At 66.9% G+C, this 16,828-nt stretch carries 11 protein-coding genes, 1 tRNA gene and 2 pseudogenes; 9 read left to right on the top strand and 5 right to left on the bottom strand.

Annotation, left to right across the window (positions count from 1 at the left end; genetic code table 11):
* The coding region (locus tag AB4Z37_RS18715; protein ID WP_441518238.1) for an IPT/TIG domain-containing protein at positions 1 to 4,293 on the top strand (4,293 nt) is incomplete at its 5' end.
* A gap of 294 nt (positions 4,294 to 4,587) precedes the next feature.
* Positions 4,588 to 5,067 (top strand): annotated as a pseudogene (locus tag AB4Z37_RS18710) (carboxyl transferase domain-containing protein); the annotation flags it as partial.
* A gap of 67 nt (positions 5,068 to 5,134) precedes the next feature.
* Here the strand turns inward: AB4Z37_RS18710 and AB4Z37_RS18705 are convergent.
* The 3 genes from AB4Z37_RS18705 to AB4Z37_RS18695 form a co-directional block, all read right to left on the bottom strand.
* Positions 5,135 to 5,209: transfer RNA gene (locus AB4Z37_RS18705), tRNA-Val, on the bottom strand.
* A 116-nt stretch (positions 5,210 to 5,325) separates the two neighbouring features.
* The gene (locus AB4Z37_RS18700) at positions 5,326 to 6,501 is read right to left on the bottom strand and encodes a hypothetical protein (RefSeq protein WP_441518237.1); all 1,176 of its coding nucleotides are present in this window, start codon (positions 6,499 to 6,501) and stop codon (positions 5,326 to 5,328) included.
* 251 nt (positions 6,502 to 6,752) lie between these two features.
* Positions 6,753 to 7,337, bottom strand: a complete 585-nt coding sequence (locus tag AB4Z37_RS18695) for a DUF1134 domain-containing protein (protein WP_441518236.1) — start codon at positions 7,335 to 7,337, stop codon at positions 6,753 to 6,755.
* 136 nt (positions 7,338 to 7,473) lie between these two features.
* On the opposite strand from AB4Z37_RS18695, the gene AB4Z37_RS18690 reads away from it, so the two are divergent.
* Positions 7,474 to 7,959: a YHS domain-containing (seleno)protein gene (locus AB4Z37_RS18690; protein ID WP_441518235.1), complete on the top strand. Its 486-nt coding sequence runs from the start codon at positions 7,474 to 7,476 to the stop codon at positions 7,957 to 7,959.
* A 20-nt stretch (positions 7,960 to 7,979) separates the two neighbouring features.
* Here AB4Z37_RS18690 and cysQ read toward each other — a convergent pair whose 3' ends face one another.
* On the bottom strand, positions 7,980 to 8,798 hold the full coding sequence (cysQ, locus tag AB4Z37_RS18685) for a 3'(2'),5'-bisphosphate nucleotidase CysQ (RefSeq protein WP_441518234.1): 819 nt from the start codon (positions 8,796 to 8,798) through the stop codon (positions 7,980 to 7,982).
* A gap of 263 nt (positions 8,799 to 9,061) precedes the next feature.
* On the opposite strand from cysQ, the gene chpT reads away from it, so the two are divergent.
* The 6 genes and pseudogenes from chpT (at position 9,062) to AB4Z37_RS18655 (ending at position 15,665) form a co-directional block, all read left to right on the top strand.
* Positions 9,062 to 9,706, top strand: a complete 645-nt coding sequence (gene chpT, locus AB4Z37_RS18680) for a histidine phosphotransferase ChpT (RefSeq protein ID WP_441518233.1) — start codon at positions 9,062 to 9,064, stop codon at positions 9,704 to 9,706.
* A gap of 183 nt (positions 9,707 to 9,889) precedes the next feature.
* A pseudogene (locus AB4Z37_RS18675) lies at positions 9,890 to 12,614 on the top strand (hybrid sensor histidine kinase/response regulator).
* A 12-nt stretch (positions 12,615 to 12,626) separates the two neighbouring features.
* Positions 12,627 to 13,097 (top strand): chemotaxis protein CheW, encoded by a 471-nt coding sequence (locus tag AB4Z37_RS18670; protein WP_441518232.1) that lies wholly within the window; start codon positions 12,627 to 12,629, stop codon positions 13,095 to 13,097.
* A 71-nt stretch (positions 13,098 to 13,168) separates the two neighbouring features.
* Positions 13,169 to 13,534, top strand: a complete 366-nt coding sequence (locus AB4Z37_RS18665; protein ID WP_211966970.1) for a response regulator — start codon at positions 13,169 to 13,171, stop codon at positions 13,532 to 13,534.
* 47 nt (positions 13,535 to 13,581) lie between these two features.
* Positions 13,582 to 14,769, top strand: coding sequence for a protein-glutamate methylesterase/protein-glutamine glutaminase (locus AB4Z37_RS18660; RefSeq protein WP_441518231.1), 1,188 nt, complete (start codon positions 13,582 to 13,584; stop codon positions 14,767 to 14,769).
* Positions 14,766 to 15,665 (top strand): CheR family methyltransferase, encoded by a 900-nt coding sequence (locus AB4Z37_RS18655; RefSeq protein WP_441518230.1) that lies wholly within the window; start codon positions 14,766 to 14,768, stop codon positions 15,663 to 15,665. The genes AB4Z37_RS18660 and AB4Z37_RS18655 overlap by 4 nt, the downstream gene beginning before the upstream one ends.
* On the opposite strand, the gene AB4Z37_RS18650 is transcribed toward AB4Z37_RS18655, so the two are convergent.
* Positions 15,666 to 16,823 carry a glutathionylspermidine synthase family protein gene (locus tag AB4Z37_RS18650; RefSeq protein WP_441518229.1) on the bottom strand — a complete coding sequence of 386 codons (1,158 nt, stop codon included), beginning with the start codon at positions 16,821 to 16,823 and terminating at the stop codon, positions 15,666 to 15,668.
* Positions 16,824 to 16,828 lie beyond the last annotated feature (5 nt).

Below are 16,828 nucleotides of genomic sequence, written 5' to 3'. Positions count from 1 at the left end.
TTCACCGGCGCGACGGGCGTCACGATCGGCGGTACGGCAGCGACGTCGGTCACGGTCGTGTCCTCCACGTCGATCACGGCGGTAACGCCGGCCGGCACGGCGGGGAGCGCGAGCGTCCTCGTGACGACGGCGGGCGGGACGAACGCCGCCAATACACTCTTCACCTATGTCGCGGCCCCGACGGTGACGGCGATCTCGCCCAATTCCGGCCCAACGACGGGTGGCACCTCCGTCACTATCACGGGCACCAATTTCACCGGCGCGACAGGTGTGACGATTGGCGGTACGGCCGCGACGTCGGTCACCGTGGTGTCCTCCACGTCGATCACGGCCGTGACACCAGCGGGTTCGGCGGGGACCGCGAGCGTCCTGGTGACGACATCAGGTGGCACCAACGCCGCCAATACACTCTTCACCTATGTCGCGGCCCCGACTGTCACGGCGATCTCGCCCAATTCCGGCCCAACGACGGGTGGCACCTCCGTCGCCATCACCGGCACCGGTTTCACCGGCACGACAGGTGTGACGATCGGCGGTACAGCAGCGACGTCGGTCACCATCGTCTCCGCGACATCGATCACGGCCGTGACGCCGGCCCACGCCGCGGGGACCGCGAGCGTCCTCGTGACGACGTCTGGTGGCACCAACGCCGCCAACACGCTCTACAGCTATGTCGCGGCGCCGACGGTGACGGCGATCTCGCCCAGCGCCGGTCCGACGGCCGGTGGGACCAGCGTCACCATCACCGGCACCAACTTCACCGGCGCTACGGGCGTCACGATCGGCGGCACGGCCGCGACCTCGGTCACGGTGGTGTCCTCCACGTCGATCACGGCCGTGACACCAGCGGGTTCGGCGGGGACCGCGAGCGTCCTGGTGACGACATCAGGCGGCACCAACGCCGCCAACACGCTCTACACCTATGTCGCGGCGCCGACGGTGACGGCGATCTCACCCAATGCGGGTCCCGCAACAGGCGGCACCAGCGTCACCATCACCGGTACTGGCTTCACCGGTGCGACCGGTGTGACGATCGGCGGCGCGGCCGCGACATCGGTCACCGTGGTGTCCGCGACCTCGATCACGGCGGTGACGCCGGCTGGTGCTGCGGGGACCGCAAGCGTCCTGGTCACGACGCCCTACGGGACCAACGCCGCCAACACGCTCTACACCTATGTCGCGGCGCCGACAGTGATCGCGATCTCGCCCGCCAACGGCCCTACGGTCGGCGGCACCGGCGTCACCATCACCGGCACCAACTTCACCGGTGCCACCAGCGTCACCATCGGCGGCGCGGCGGCAACCTCGGTGACGGTCGTGTCGGCGACCTCGATCACCGCCGTGACTCCGGCAGGTTCAGCGGGGACCGCAAGTGTGCTGGTCACGACATCAGGCGGAACGAACGCTGCCAACACGCTCTACACCTATGTCGCGGCCCCGACGGTGACGGCGATTTCGCCCAGCACGGGGACGATCACCGGCGGGATCAACGTCACCATCACCGGGACGAATTTCAGCACGACCGCCGCCAACAACACGGTGAAGTTCGGCACGACCACCGCCACCGTCATCGGCACGCCGACGGCGACATCGATGAGCGTGACGGTGCCGTCGGGCTCCGCGGGCACCGTCCATGTCACCGTGACCGTCGGTGGGCAGACCAGCGCGACCTCGTCGGCGGACCAGTTCACCTATCTGCAGACGACCACGACGAGTCTCTTCTCGTCCTTGCCCACACCAACCTTTGGGACGAGCATTACCTTGACGGCCACCATCGTGGGTGGCGCGTCGCCGACCGGAATTGTGACCTTCAAGGACGGCGCGATCACGCTGGGTACGGGCTCAGTGTCCGGGACCACCGCAACCTATACGACCAGCAGCCTCGGCGTTGGTGCGCACAACATCACGGCGGTCTATGGCGGCGATGCCAACAATGCCACCAGCATGTCGGCGGCGACGACCGTGACGGTTGGGCTGGACGCGACGACGACGAGCATCGGCTCGTCCTTGACGACGCCGAGCTATGGCACCAGCGTCACCTTCACCGCGACGATCGCGGGGGGCTCGTCGCCGACGGGCATGGTGACGTTCAAGGACGGCGCGACCACACTGGGCAGCGGTACGGTCTCCAGCGCCATCGCAACCTACGCGACCAGCAGCCTCAGCGTCGGCGTGCACAGCATCACGGCGGTCTACGGCGGCGATGCCAACAATGCCACCAGTACGTCGTTGGCGACGATCGTGACGGTCAACAGCGCAGCGCTGACGACGACGCAGGCGGTGCCCTCGACCACGCTGACGGCAGGTTCAGCTGCAAGCTTCACGCCGGTGACCGCGTTCGGCGGCAATGGCAGCCTGACCTACGCGCTGTCCACCGGTGTGCTGCCGGCGGGGCTGAGCTTCTCGACCACGACCGGCCAGATCACCGGCACGCCGACGGCGTTGCTCGGCAGCACCACCTACACGGTAACGGTGACCGACCAGACCACGCCGACGGCGCAGACCTCGTCGAAGACCTTCAGCCTGACCGTCAACGCGGCGACGCTGACGACGACGCAGGCGGTGGCCTCGACTGCGCTGACGGCAGGCTCGGCCGCGAGCTTTACGCCCGTCACCGCGTCCGGCGGCTTCGGCACGCGCAGCTTTGGACTGGCGCCCAGCACCTTGCCAACGGGGCTGAGTTTCTCCGTGACGACCGGCCAGATCACCGGCACACCGACGACTTTGCTCGCCACCACGGTCTTCACGGTGACAGTGACGGACCAGACCACGCCGACGGCGCAGACCTCGTCGAAGACCTTCAGCCTCACCGTGGCGTCTGCCGCGCCGGTCGTCACCGCCGTCAGTCCGAATACCGGCCCGACCACCGGCGGCACGTCGGTCACCATCACCGGCAGCAGCCTCGCCGGAGCGACCGCCGTCAAATTCGGCAACGCCAACGCGGTCTCATTCACGGTGATCAGCGCCACCCAGATCAGCGCCGTCGCGCCATCGGGACCGCTCGGCGCCGTCGATGTGACGGTCACGGCATCCGGCGTCTCGAGCCAACTCAGCGCTGCGGATCGTTTCACCTATGCCGCGAGTGCGGACAGTGCAAACCTGCGCAAGCTGCAGGCCACGGTGACGCCGATGGTGGCGCAGTCCTGGGCGCAGGCGACTGTGGGCGCGATGGACAGCGCCATCTCCGAAGGCTTCAGCGGCGGCGGCCCGCTGGTAAGCCCGAGCGGAAGCGGCATGCGCTTCAACTTCGGAGCCGAGCCCGATTCTCAGCCGCAGCAGGCGGGCAGGACAGCGCGCGATCTCTTCAGCAACGCCAACGGCTTGTCCGGCAATGGGCAGGGTTTGGCCGGTACGGGCGCGGCGCGGGCCCGCGACGGCGCATCTGCCTCGTCGCGGATCAATAACGCCTTCGCCGCGTTCGGCGATCCGAACTCCGGTGATCGCGTTGCAAGGACGTCGCCGAGCGTCGGCGTCCCCAAGGAGTGGTTCGGCTGGGCCGAGATCAGTGGCGCCACCTTGAGTCGCTGGGCTGCGCCGCCGACACAAGTCGGTCTGGTCGCCACCAACCCGTCGGTCTACGGCAATCAGGTCGACGTTCTCGCCGGTCTCACCCGCATGCTGACGCCGAACATCCTGATCGGCGTGCTCGGCGGCTACGAGACCTTCGACTACCGTTACGATGCGATCCAGGGCCGGCTCAAAGGCAACGGCTGGACCACGGGCGCGTATGCGAGCTGGAAACTCACGTCCGCGGTTCGCTTCGATGCCGGCGTCGCCTATTCCGGCATCGGCTATGACGGCAGCGCGGGAGCCGCATCCGGCTCATTCGCCGGCAATCGCTGGCTGGCCTCGGCCGGATTGAAGGGCAATTATGAGAGCTACGGCGTTCAGATCGAGCCGTCCGCGACCGTCTTCGCGTTGTGGGAGCGCGAGAACGCCTACACCGACTCGCTCGGGGTGTTGCAGACCGCACGCACCTTCTCGACCGGCCGTGCCAGCGGCGGTGTCAAGATCGCCTATCCATTTTCATGGACCGATGCGATCAAGCTCGTGCCCTATCTTGGTATCCACGGCGACTATTACTTCAACACCGACGACACCAGCCTCGCGGGCGCGACCGCGCGGGCCACGCCGATGTTCGCCGGCTGGTCGGCGCGCACCCAGCTCGGCATCGGCGCGCAATTCCAGAATGGCGGACAGTTGACGGTCGGCGGTGAGCGCAGCGGCATCGGCGGCAACTTCGGCCTCTGGACCTACCGCGCGCGCGCCTCGATCCCGTTCAGCGCGCAGTGAGACAGTATGAGGGAGTCTCCCTAATGAGCGCGCCTTGGTGGGCTGATCGACTCCGAAAATGCGACCAAGGAAGCGACGTCGATGAGGGGGCCTGCTGATCGTCGGTCCGAACTGCGAAGCGGCTGGCCGCCCCATCACGCTGCCAGGCGAGCACATCGCGGCCGATGTCGTCGTAGAAGAAACAGTCGATCCGAACGCCATTCGTCCTGACCTCCGTGACGTTCTCGAACGTCACGCGGAACTCACTGACGAGCGCCGTCCGGAGGCCGTCACGCGGCGGAGGCGCACCGGTCAGCGGACGACGGCTCGGTGCTCGAACTGCGGCCGTCGTACGGCGCCGGCATCATCACCGCGCTGGTGCGTATCGAAGGTCGGGCGATAGGCCTGTTCGCCAACAATCCGCGCCACCTGGGAGGCGCGATCGACGCCGAGGCCGCGGACAGGACGGCGCTGTTTCTGGACCTGCGCGATGCCTATGCGCCCCCGATCGTCTCGCTGTGCGACACGCCGGGCTTCATGGTCGGCCCGGAGGCTGAGAAGACCGCCTTGGTCCGACGGGTGTCACGAATGTTCGTTGGTGCCGCCAACATCAAGGTCCCGATGCTGACGATCGTGCTGCGCAAGGGCTACGGCCTCGGCGGCCAGGCCATGGCTGGAGGCAGCACACTGGCGCCGTTCTTCACCGTGTCCTGGCCGACCGGCGAGTTCGGGGGCATGGGCATCGAGGGAGCGGTGAATTTGGCCTATCGCAAGGAACTGTCGGCCATCCAGGAGGAAGAGGGCGCGACGTCAGTTCGAGTGCTACGTCGCCGAGCTATATGAACTGATAAGGAAGACCGGATGGTGGGCGCACAAGGGATCGAACCTTGGACCTCTCCCGTGTGAAGGGAACGCTCTCCCGCTGAGCTATGCGCCCGTGACCATGGCGCGGCGAAGGCCGCAAAGTCACCGAAGCCGCGATTTACGGAACGGGGGTGGGGGTGTCAAGCGCCGCCGGCTGACAATTGCATCAAATCCAGGGATTTGCCCCGTTCAGCCGGCCGGGCGGGCGCGGGAGGCGTGGGATTGCAGCGCCCGGATACGGTCGGCCAGCGTGCCGCCGGAGGAGACGCTCGTTCCATTGGCGGCCGGGGGAGCGCCGGTGGCAGGCCTTGCTGCCGGCTCCGCGGCCAGGATCGCCTCGATGGTCGAGTTGGGGCCCTCAATGGCGGAGGCGAGCTTGGCGACCTCGGCGGCGATATCGTTGATGCGCTCGCGCAGCAGCGCATTTTCCATCCGTTCCGTCGCCCACGACGTTTCAGTCTGTTGCTGGAGCGCGGCGAGCTCGCGCTGCAGCCGTGCCTTGTCCTCGCCCGCGCCCTTGAGCTGGGTCTCCAGCGCCGTCTTCTCCGTGCGCCAGGCCTCCGGCGTCGCGCTGACCGCCGTGCCGGCCTGCTGGCGCAGCTGCTGGTTCTCCTGTTCGAGCGCGGCGATGCGCCCGTTCAGCGTCTCGACGTCCCGGGCATGGGCGGTGAGCTGGGTCTCGAGTTCGCCGACGCGCTGGTGAAGGCCCTCGGCGCGGCTGCGCGCCTCGGCGAGGTCGCGCGTGGCGGCGTCGGAATCGACGCGGTGAGCGGTGAGCTTCTGTCCGGTGTCGCCGACCTCGCGCTCGGCGGCGCTGACCTGCTGCTTCACGGCCTCGATCTGGGCGTTGAGCGCGGCGATTTCCGCCTGCTGGCCCGCCGTCGCCGTGGTCTGGCCGGACAATTCCTGTCGCAGCCGGTCGAGTTCGCGCTGCTTGTCGGACAGCGCCTGCTCGGCCGCCTTCAGCGCTTTCGTCTTGCTGCCGAACTCGTCTTCGGTGGTGCGCTGCTGGTCCTTCAGCGCCTTCTCGCGCGCCTCCAGGGCGAAGATCGCGGCATTCTTCTCGCCGAGCTCGATCCGCAGGCGGTTGACGGCGTCCGATTTCTTGCCAAGCTCGGCGAGCTGGCTGGTGGTCTTGTTCCTGAGCTGGTCGACGCTCATTTCCAGCCGCCGGGCCGACATCGCGAACTCCGCCCGCAGCTGGTCCTTGTCGGCCTGGATTTCGGCCATGGACACCGGCGTCGCCGCTTCCAGGCGCCTGGTGGTCAGCCGGACGGCGCGATTGTGCACCAGCGGCATGATCATCAGGGCGAGCAGCGCCGAGATCAGAAAACCGATCGCCAGATACATGATCGGCTCGACCATGGAGGACTCCTGCGTGGCGCCTGGTGCCGGCCCAAGGTGATTCCGGCCCGAGGCAGAAAGAGCATATATTCCAAAATGTTAGAATGGCGACGGGTGCGGCCGCAGGTTTCCGGGCGGTTTGCTGGCAACCTTTTGTTCACCATGCCGTCTTCACCATGCCATGGCGTTCGCCGGCAAATCCAGCGCGACCGCGCGTTAACGTGAATCGCGCGGGTTCCACCTTGCCGGCCTCGGGCGCGTCGCCCGTTCGGTCAGAATGGGTTCCAGGTCGCCCGGGGCGTGAACTTGAGGTAGCCGACATTGGCGCCGAGGCGCAGGCCGACACCGGAGCGGATCGGCACCAGCACGATGTTGTTGGCGGTCAGCGCGGTCATGCCGAAGCCGCCGACCAGATAGGCCGAGCCGTCGATGCCGACGAAGCGCTGGTAGATCGCGTTGGTGGCGGGCAGGTTGTAGACCAGCATCATGGTGCGGGCGCCGTCGCCGCCCCAGTCGAAGCCGAGCGAGGGGCCCTGCCAGTAGACGCGCAGGTCGCCGGCGTTCTTGGTGTAGAGCGTGCCCTCGCCGTAGCGCAGGCCGGCGACGAACGCGCCGCTGCCTTCCTCGCCCAGCACATAGCCGTTGGGCAGGCCCCACTGGCTGACCGCCTTCTCGATCACCGACGCGAGGCCGCGCGAGACGTTGCCGAAGAAGCGATGGCCGGCGTTCACCAGCTCGTCCGGACCGAAGGTGTCGCCCTGGCGCTGTGCGGGGGCGCCCTGTTGCGCCATGGCCGGCGCGCTCCAGCACACGAACGCGGCGAGCATCAGCGCCGTCAGGCGCGAAGCGAAGGTCATGAAGGCCTCTCGTCTCAAAGATGTAATCCCGATCCTCAGTTTAACCGGATACTGAGAAGATGAATTTAAAGGTTGACCAGCTTTCCCGACTCAAAAGGGGTTATCCGCAGCAACTATGACGGCACGGCGGCAGGAAATGAAAGGGCGATGGCCTGAAATCGGCCGCATTGCGGCAGTCCTCGGCCTTTTCGTGCTGGCTTTGAGCGATGTCAGGGCGCTTGCGGCGACCACCGAGCGGCTGGTGGTCGATGTTCACACCGGCCTTGCCCTCGGCGGTGTCGACCCCGTCGCCTATTTCACCGACGGGCAGATGCTCAAGGGGCTCCCGGAATTCGAGCTGATGGCGCAGGGCGCCGTCTGGCGCTTCTGCAACGAGGACAACCGGACGTTCTTCGCCGCGGCACCGCAGATCTATGCGCCGCAGTTCGGCGGCTATGACCCGGTGGACGTGGCGCGCGGCGTCGCGGTGGCCGGCCAGCCGCGGCTGTGGCTGGTCCATGGCCAGCGGCTGTATCTGTTCTCGCGGGAGGACAATCGTGATGCGTTCGCGGCCCGTCCCGACGCCGCCGTCCAGGCGGCGGTGGCGAGCTGGCCCGCCCTGCGCGAGACGCTGGCGCGCTGACCGTCGCAGGGGCAGCCCCCTCAGCGCGGCGCCAGCGACGGATCGCCCCAGGCGATGAATTCGGGGATGATGAAATCCTCCCGCGTCTCGCCGAAGCGGATCGGCGCGCCCCGCGCGGTGCCGATCCGGCCGCCGGCGGCGATGACGACGGCATGGCCGGCGGCGACGTCCCATTCACAGGTCGGCGCCAGCCGCGGATAGATGTCGGCGCTGCCCTCGGCGACCCGGCAGAACTTGACCGCTGATCCCATCATCTGGCGCACGGCGCCGGGACGGCCGTCGATGAAAGCCTCGGTGCGCGGATCGCCATGGGAGCGGCTGACCGCTGCCACCCACGGGTGGCCCGGAAACGCGCGGGTGCGGATTGCTTCCGCGGCGCCGACCGTACCGTCGGCGGCAATCACGACGCGCTCGGCGCCGTGTCCGACCACGCCGCGCCAGAGCAGTCCCAGCGCCGGCGCGCCGACGATGCCGAGCAGCGGCTGGCCGTCGGTGATCAACGCGAGGTTGACGGTGAACTCGTCATGCCCGGCGACGAACTCGCGGGTGCCGTCGAGCGGATCGATCAGGAAGAAGCTGTGGCGGTAGGGGGGCGACGCCTGGCCCACCCGTTCCTCGGACAGCGTCGGCACCCCCGGCACCAGGCGGGCGAGCCCCTCGGCAATCACCGTGTCGGCGGCGAGGTCGGCCTCCGTCACCGGTGAACCGTCGGTCTTGTCCGCCACCGTCATCGCTCGGCGGTTGACCGCGAGGATCGCGGCGCCGGCCTGGGCCACGAGGTCGGTCAGAGGTGCGAGCAGGGCGAGGGCGGCGTCGCGTTCGATCACCGGCGTGGTCACGGTTGTCCCTTTATCAACGTCATCAATATTGCGGCCTTCGGCGCGCGGCGCCGTCAGCCTCCATGTCACCGGCATACCAACAAGTGTTCCGCAAGAAAACCGTCATGAAGACAGTGGTGGAACTCATGCGTCGGGGCGCCCCGTCGTGCGGCCAGGGCCGTGGTGTGGGCGTGGCGGGTGGCAGCGGGAACGCCCGCAGTGTATCAACCTGAGCTGTGTTTGATTCGCCGTGCCCGCTGCGCGGCCTTGCGAGGAACGCACCCATGTCCGGCACTCCCGCCACCGGTCCTGCTCCCGATGCTCTCGAACTCGCCGCGCTGTTGTGCTCGCGGGTCTGTCACGACCTGATCAGCCCGGTCGGCGCCATCGTCAACGGGCTCGAGGTGCTCGACGACGATCCCAAGGAAGAGGATCGCGAGTTCGCGCTCGAACTGATCCGCAAGAGCGCGCGCACCGCGTCGGCGCGTCTGCAGTTTTGCCGCCTCGCGTTCGGCGCAGCCGGGTCGGCCGGCGCACAGATCGATCTCGGCGATGCCCACAACATGGCGCGCGGCCAGTTCGAGGACGACAGGACCAAGATCACCTGGAATCCGCCGCGCGTGCTGCTGCCGAAGAACCGTGTGAAGCTGCTGCTCAACATGATGGTGATCGCGCAGCAGACCATTCCGCGTGGCGGCACGCTCACCGTCGATGCCATCGGCGAGGGCGACACCATGAGCTTCCGCATTCGCGCCCAGGGGCTCAATGCACGGATTCCGCAGGCGATTGCCGATACGCTGGCCGCGACCGGTGCCGCGGTGGATGCACATGCGGTGCAGCCTTATTACACGCGCCTGCTCGCGCAGGCATGCGGTTTGACGGTGACGCTCGCGCTCGACGGCGACACGGTCAGCGTGTCCGCCGGGTAAAACGCGACCGCAGCGTTAAGGATTGATTGACGGATTGGCGCCAATTCCCGCCAAATCCGTCCATCTCCTTGGTGCGTCCCTTCTTTTCTGATCACGCAACTAAAATTAAACGCTTTGCATAGAAACTGAACAGGCCCTGAAAGGCGTGCTGTGGTCGCGCGCCTGGTGTTCGAAGGCCTGTCCATGGACGATCTGCTCCGAGAGTTCCTGACCGAGACGAACGAAAGTCTCGACGTTGTCGACAACCAGTTGGTGCGCTTCGAACAGGAGCCCAACAACGCCAAGATTCTCGACAACATCTTCCGCCTCGTTCACACCATCAAGGGAACCTGCGGGTTTCTCGGACTGCCGCGCCTCGAGGCGCTGGCCCATGCCGCCGAAACCCTGATGGGCAAATTCCGTGACGGCATGCCCGCCACCGGTCAGGCGGTGACGCTGATCCTGACCACCATCGATCGCATCAAGGACATCCTCAATCAGCTCGAGGCGACCGAAGCCGAGCCCGAAGGCGCCGACGACGATCTGATCGAGCAACTGCATCATCTCGCCGAGCACGGCGCGGACGCGGTGGTGGAAGCGGCGCCCGAGGTGGCTGCCGCGCCGGAGCCGCAGGTCGCGACCGGATCGCTGGTCCTGCAAGTGCTGGAGCGGCCGCTGCGCCCCGGCGAAGTCTCGCTCGACGATCTCGAGCGCGCGTTTCGTGAAACCGAAGTCGAAGTGGCGTCACCGCCGCTCGCGTCCTCGGCACCGGAGGCCGAGCCCGCGGCGCATGTTGCGGAGAAGACGATGTCAAAATCGAGTGCGAAGCCTGCCCCCCCGCAAGTCCGTCGTCGAACAGGAAGTTGCCGGCGCGGACGCCGACAAGATTTCCAACCAGTCGATCCGCGTCAACGTCGATACCCTCGAGCACCTCATGACCATGGTGTCCGAGCTGGTGCTGACGCGCAACCAGCTGCTCGAAATCAGCCGCCGCAACGAGGACAACGAGTTCAAGGTGCCGCTGCAGCGCCTCTCCAGCGTCACCGCCGAGCTGCAGGAAGGCGTCATGAAGACGCGCATGCAGCCGATCGGCAATGCCTGGCAGAAGCTGCCGCGCATCGTGCGCGACCTCTCCAGCGAACTCGGCAAGCAGATCGAGCTGGAAATGCACGGCGCCGACACCGAGCTCGACCGCCAGGTGCTCGACCTGATCAAGGATCCGCTGACGCACATGGTGCGCAACTCCGCTGATCATGGTCTCGAGACGCCCGCCGAGCGCGCCAAGTCCGGCAAGCCGGAGCAGGGCACCATCCGCCTCTCCGCCTATCATGAAGGCGGTCACATCATCATCTGCATCGCCGACAACGGCCGCGGTCTCGATACCGACCGCATCAAGGCCAAGGCGGTCGCCAACGGTCTCGTCTCCGAGGCCGAGCTCGAGAAGATGACCGAGGCGCAGATCCACAAGTTCATCTTTGCGCCGGGTTTCTCGACCGCGGCGCAGGTGACCAGCGTGTCCGGCCGCGGTGTCGGCATGGACGTGGTGCGCACCAACATCGATCAGATCGGCGGCACCATCGACATCAAGTCGGTGCCGGGCGAGGGTGCGAGCGTCACCATCAAGATCCCGCTGACGCTCGCCATCGTGTCGGCGCTGATCGTCGAGGCCGCGGGCGACCGCTTCGCGATCCCGCAGCTCGCGGTGGTCGAGCTGGTGCGGGCGCGGGCGAACTCCGAGCACCGTATCGAGCGCATCAAGGACACCCCCGTTCTGCGGCTGCGCAACAAGCTGCTGCCGCTGACCCACCTCAAGAAGCTGCTCAAGATCGACGACGGCGAGGCGACCGATCCGGAGAACGGCTTCATCGTGGTGACGCAGGTCGGCGGCCAGACCTTCGGCATCGTGGTGGATGGCGTGTTCCACACCGAGGAAATCGTCGTCAAGCCGATGTCGAGCATGCTGCGCCACATCAACATGTTCTCCGGCAACACCATCCTCGGTGACGGCGCCGTGATCATGATCGTCGATCCCAACGGCATCGCCCAGGCGCTCGGCACCGCGATCGATGCCCAGCACCAGATCGCCGAGGAGAACGCGGCGGCCCGCCACAACCAGGCCGACCAGAGCACCTCGCTGCTGGTGTTCCGCGCCGGCTCGGCCCACCCCAAGGCCGTGCCGCTCGCGCTGGTGACGCGCCTCGAGGAACTGTCGACCGACAAGATCGAATCGTCGAACGGCCGCTACATGGTGCAGTACCGCGATCAACTGATGCCGCTGGTTCAGGTCGAAGGCGTCGAGATCCGCACCACCGGCGTGCAGCCGATCCTGGTGTTCGCCGATGACGGCCGCTCGATGGGCCTCGTCGTCGACGAGATCATCGACATCGTCGAGGAGCGGCTCAACATCGAGGTCGCCAGCGGCCGCGACGGCGTGCTCGGCTCCGCGGTGATCAAGGGGCAGGCCACCGAGGTGATCGATGTCGGCCACTTCCTGCCGATGGCGTTCTCCGACTGGTTCACCCGCAAGGAGATGCGGGTGTCGGCCGCGTCGCAGAGCGTGCTGCTGGTCGACGACTCCGCGTTCTTCCGCAACATGCTGGCTCCAGTGCTGAAGGCCGCGGGCTATCGCGTCACGGTCGCCACCAACGCCCAGGAAGGCCTCGGCGTGCTGCGCGCCGGCCAGAAGTTCGACGTCGTCCTGACTGATATCGAGATGCCGGACATGAACGGCTTCGAGTTCGCCGAGACCATCCGGTCGGACCGCAAGCTCGGCACCACGCCGATCATCGCGCTGTCGTCGGTGATCTCGCCGGCGGCGATCGAGCGCGGCCGCCAGGCCGGCTTCCACGACTATGTGGCGAAGTTCGACCGCCCCGGCCTGATCGCGGCGCTGAAGGAACAGACCACTGAAATCCACCAGGCGGCGTAAAGGAGACCGGTGATGACCACCAAGACTGATACGATTTCCAGCGGTGTCACCGAATACGTCACCACCATGATCGGCGGGCAGCTGTTCGGGCTGCCGATCTCGCGGGTGCAGGACGTCTTCATGCCGGAGCGGCTGACGCGGGTGCCGCTGGCGTCGCGCGATGTCGCCGGCGTCCTCAACCTGCGTGGCCGCATCGTCACCGCGATCAACATGCGCTCGCGGCTCGGCCTGCCCAAGAACGAGGACGGCCGGCCGCCGATGGCGGTCGGGGTCGAGCTGCGGGGCGAGTCCTACGGCCTGCTGATCGACACCATCGGTGAAGTGCTCAAGCTCGCCGACGATACCCGCGAGGTGAATCCGGTCAATCTCGATCCGCGCATGGCCAAGCTCGCGGCGGGCGTGCATCGGCTCGACGGCCAGCTGATGGTCGTGCTCGACGTCGATCGGGTGCTGGACATCTCGGCTGACAAGATGGCGGCGTGACGGACGCGCCGCGTCTGTCCAAGGACAAGTCCGAGTAACGGTCCCAAGGGACCTGACAATCGAGGTTGGAAATGAAAACGTGTCTGGTCGTCGATGACTCCAGCGTCATCCGCAAGGTGGCGCGGCGCATTCTCGAAGGTCTGGATTTCCAGATCACCGAAGCCGAGGATGGCGAGAAGGCGCTCGACGCCTGCAAGCGGGGCCTGCCGGACGCCGTGCTGCTCGACTGGAACATGCCGGTCATGGACGGTTACGAGTTTCTTCGCAACCTGCGCCTGATGCCCGGCGGCGACCGGCCCAAGGTCGTGTTCTGCACCACCGAAAACGACGTCGCGCATATCGCGCGGGCGCTGCATGCCGGTGCGAACGAATACATCATGAAGCCGTTCGACAAGGATATCGTGACTGCCAAGTTTCACGAGGTCGGGCTGATCTGACCGCCCAGCTTCGCCTGTTGTTGTGTCCGGCGTTTTTTCGGTGAGTAATGAGTATTGTAGCAGCTTCCCGCACGTCGGCGACGGCGCAATCGGGCCCCATTCGCGTCATGGTGGTCGACGATTCCGTCGTCATCCGCGGGTTGATTTCCCGCTGGATCGAGGCCGAGCCCGACATGGCGGTTGCCGCCTCGATGCGGACCGGCCGCGACGCCGTCAATAATGTCGAGCGCTGCGATCCCGACGTCGTGGTGCTCGACATCGAGATGCCGGACCTCGATGGCATCTCGGCGCTACCGCTGCTGCTGGCCAAGAAGCGCGATCTCGTCATCATCATGGCGTCGACGCTGACCCGCCGCAACGCGGAGATCAGCTTCAAGGCGTTGTCGCTCGGCGCGTCCGACTACGTGCCGAAGCCGGAAACCACCCGCGAGATCGACGCCGCCGGCACGTTCAAGCGCGACCTCTTGTTCAAGATCCGCCATCTTGCCGCACGGCTGCGCCGCCCCGTGGCGTCGCCGTCGATCGCTCCGGTGTCGCCGACGCCGCCGACCGCACCGGTCGCCGCGCCGAGCGTCGTGCGGTCGCATGAGCCGCTGCGCCCGGTCACCGCGGCGGGCGGCCACCCGTCGCTGCGGTCGTTCGGCATGGTCGCGCCGCGGGTGCTGCTGATCGGTTCCTCGACCGGCGGACCGCAGGCGCTGATGACGCTGATGGCCGAGATCGGCACGGTGATCGACCGTGTGCCGGTGCTGATCACCCAGCACATGCCGCCGACCTTCACCACCATTCTCGCCGAGCATCTGACGCGCACCAGCGGCCGGCCCGCCCGTGAGGGCGTCGACGGCGAACCGATCTTGCCCGGCCGCATCTATCTGGCGCCCGGCGGGCTGCACATGCGCGTTGTGCGCAAGGGTGCGCAGGCGGTGATCGCGCTCGACAACGGACCGCAGGTCAATTTCTGCAAGCCGGCGGTCGACCCGATGTTCACCTCCGCCATCGACGTCTGGCAGGCCGGCATCCTTGCGGTGATCCTCACCGGCATGGGCTCCGACGGCATGCGTGGCGGCAAGGCCGTCGTCGATGCCGGCGGCAGTGTAATCGCACAGGACGAAGCCACCAGCGTGGTCTGGGGCATGCCGGGCGCGGCCGCGCAAGCGGGGATCTGCGCCGCGGTGCTGCCGCTCGACCAGATCGCGCCGAAACTCAACCGGATGTTTGCAGGGGGCCGCCCGTGACGCCACTGGACTACGACTACCTGCGTAAGATCCTCAAGGATCGCTCCGGCCTCGTGCTGTCGGCCGACAAGCAGTATCTGGTGGAAAGCCGCCTGGTGCCGCTCGCCCGCAAGGCGGGTCTGCCCGGCATCGTCGAGCTCGTCCAGAAGATGAAGGCGGGCGACGAGCGCCTGACGGTGGACGTCGTCGAGGCGATGACCACCAACGAAACCTTCTTCTTCCGCGACAAGGTGCCGTTCGATCATTTCCGCGAGACCATCGTCCCCAAGGTGCTGCAGGCGCGCGCCAGCCGCAAATCCCTGCGCATCTGGTGCGCGGCGGGCTCGACCGGGCAGGAGCCGTATTCGCTGGCGATGATCCTCAAGGAGATGGGGTCGCAGCTCGCGGGCTGGCGGATTGACATCCTCGCGACCGATATTTCGGTCGAAGTGCAGGAAAAATCCAAGGCCGGCATCTACAGCCAGTTCGAGGTACAGCGCGGCCTGCCGATCCAGATGCTGGTGAAGTACTTCAAGCAGGTTGGCGAGACCTGGCAGGTCAATGCCGATATCCGCGCCATGGTGCAGCACCGCCAGCTCAACCTGCTGCAGGACTTCTCCCATCTCGGCACCTTCGACATCGTGTTCTGCCGCAACGTGCTGATCTATTTCGATCAGGACACCAAGATCGCGGTGTTCAACCGCCTGGTGAAGTCGATGGAGCCGGATGGCTTCCTGGTGCTCGGCGCGGCCGAGACCGTCGTCGGCCTCACCGACGCCTTCAAGCCCTATCCCGATCGCCGGGGCTTGTATTCGCCGAACGTGCTGCCGACCCGCGCGGCGCCTGGGCTGGTTCCCGGTCTTGCGGCGGGCGCGACAACGGCGCCGCGGCCGTTCAAGATCGCGACGGGGAGCTGATCACAGGATCGCGTGCGGCACGAAGCGTGACGCGTTGCCGGTGATCGGGTTGTCGTCCTCGCGGATCGACAACCCGCACGGCGTGTCGCCGACCAGCCAACTGCCGAGCACCGGATGCTGGCCGTTGAACGCCGGCAGCGGCGCCAGCGCCTGGCGGATGAAGCCTTCACTGCCATAGGGGCCATCCTCGGCGACCAGCGTCTCGCCGCCGCTGACGATCGTGACGTTGGCGCCCTCGCGCGAGTACAGCGGCTTGCGGACATAGGATGTGCCGAGTGTCGCGGCCGCGAGGTCGTCGTCGAAATAGGCCGGCAGCAGGTTGGGGTGGTTCGGGAACATGTCCCACAGCAGCGGCAGGATGCCCTTGTTGGACAGGATCATCTTCCACGGCGGTTCGATCCAGCGGGTGCCCGCGCCCTTGAGCCGCGCGCCGAACGCCTCGCGCAGCATCCATTCCCAGGGGTAGAGCTTGAAGGCGAGCGCGATCGGGCGGTCGTCGAGATCGACGAAATGGCCGTCGTCACGCCAGCCGATGCTGGTGATGTCGAGCTGCGTGGTGGCGAGGCCTGCCTGCCGTGCGACGTCCTCGAGATAGGCGAGGGTGCCGGCGTCTTCCTCACTGTCCATCATCGCCGCAAGGTGCAGCGGCTGCCCTTTCGCGATCTCCGCCCAGCGCGCGATCAGCCGCTCGTGCAGCGAGTTGTACTGGTCGGCGGCACGCGGAATGATCTGGCGCGCGGTCGCCTGCTCCAGCCAGGTCCACTGGAACACGGCGGCCTCGAACAGCGACGTCGGCGTATCGGCGTTGTATTCGAGCAGTTTTGCGGGTCCCTTGCCGTCGAAGCGCAGATCGAGGCGACCATAGAGGCTGGCGTCGCCACGCTTCCAGCTCGCGGCGATGAAGGTCCAGAAGTTTTCGGGAATGCGCAGCCGCCGCAGGTGGCGCTCGTCGTCGACCACGCGCGCGACCAGCTCGCGGCACATCGCATGGAGCTCGCCGGTCGGCGTCTCGATGTCGCGTTCGATCTCCTCGAGTGTCAGGGCGTAGTAGGCGCGCTCGTCCCAGTAGCGCTCACCGTCGGCAGTGTGGAACACGAAGCCCATGTTGCCGGCAGTGGCCTGCCAGTCGTCACGTTCGGGACAGGCGATGCGCTGCATGTCTT

Source organism: Bradyrhizobium sp. 2TAF24, assembly GCF_052115025.1.
In the GTDB taxonomy this organism is placed as follows: Bacteria; Pseudomonadota; Alphaproteobacteria; order Rhizobiales; family Xanthobacteraceae; genus Bradyrhizobium_A.
This window is presented reverse-complemented; position numbering and strand designations above follow the sequence as displayed.

Bases quoted from the DNA above. Each gene is read 5' to 3' on its own strand.
- AB4Z37_RS18700 (WP_441518237.1), bottom strand. From the start codon at position 6,501: ATGGTCGAGCCGATCATGTATCTGGCGATCGGTTTTCTGATCTCGGCG.
- AB4Z37_RS18695 (WP_441518236.1), bottom strand. From the start codon at position 7,337: ATGACCTTCGCTTCGCGCCTGACGGCGCTGATGCTCGCCGCGTTCGTG.
- AB4Z37_RS18690 (WP_441518235.1), top strand. From the start codon at position 7,474: ATGAAAGGGCGATGGCCTGAAATCGGCCGCATTGCGGCAGTCCTCGGC.
- chpT (WP_441518233.1), top strand. From the start codon at position 9,062: ATGTCCGGCACTCCCGCCACCGGTCCTGCTCCCGATGCTCTCGAACTC.
- AB4Z37_RS18670 (WP_441518232.1), top strand. From the start codon at position 12,627: ATGACCACCAAGACTGATACGATTTCCAGCGGTGTCACCGAATACGTC.
- AB4Z37_RS18665 (WP_211966970.1), top strand. From the start codon at position 13,169: ATGAAAACGTGTCTGGTCGTCGATGACTCCAGCGTCATCCGCAAGGTG.
- AB4Z37_RS18660 (WP_441518231.1), top strand. From the start codon at position 13,582: ATGAGTATTGTAGCAGCTTCCCGCACGTCGGCGACGGCGCAATCGGGC.
- AB4Z37_RS18650 (WP_441518229.1), bottom strand. From the start codon at position 16,823: ATGCAGCGCATCGCCTGTCCCGAACGTGACGACTGGCAGGCCACTGCC.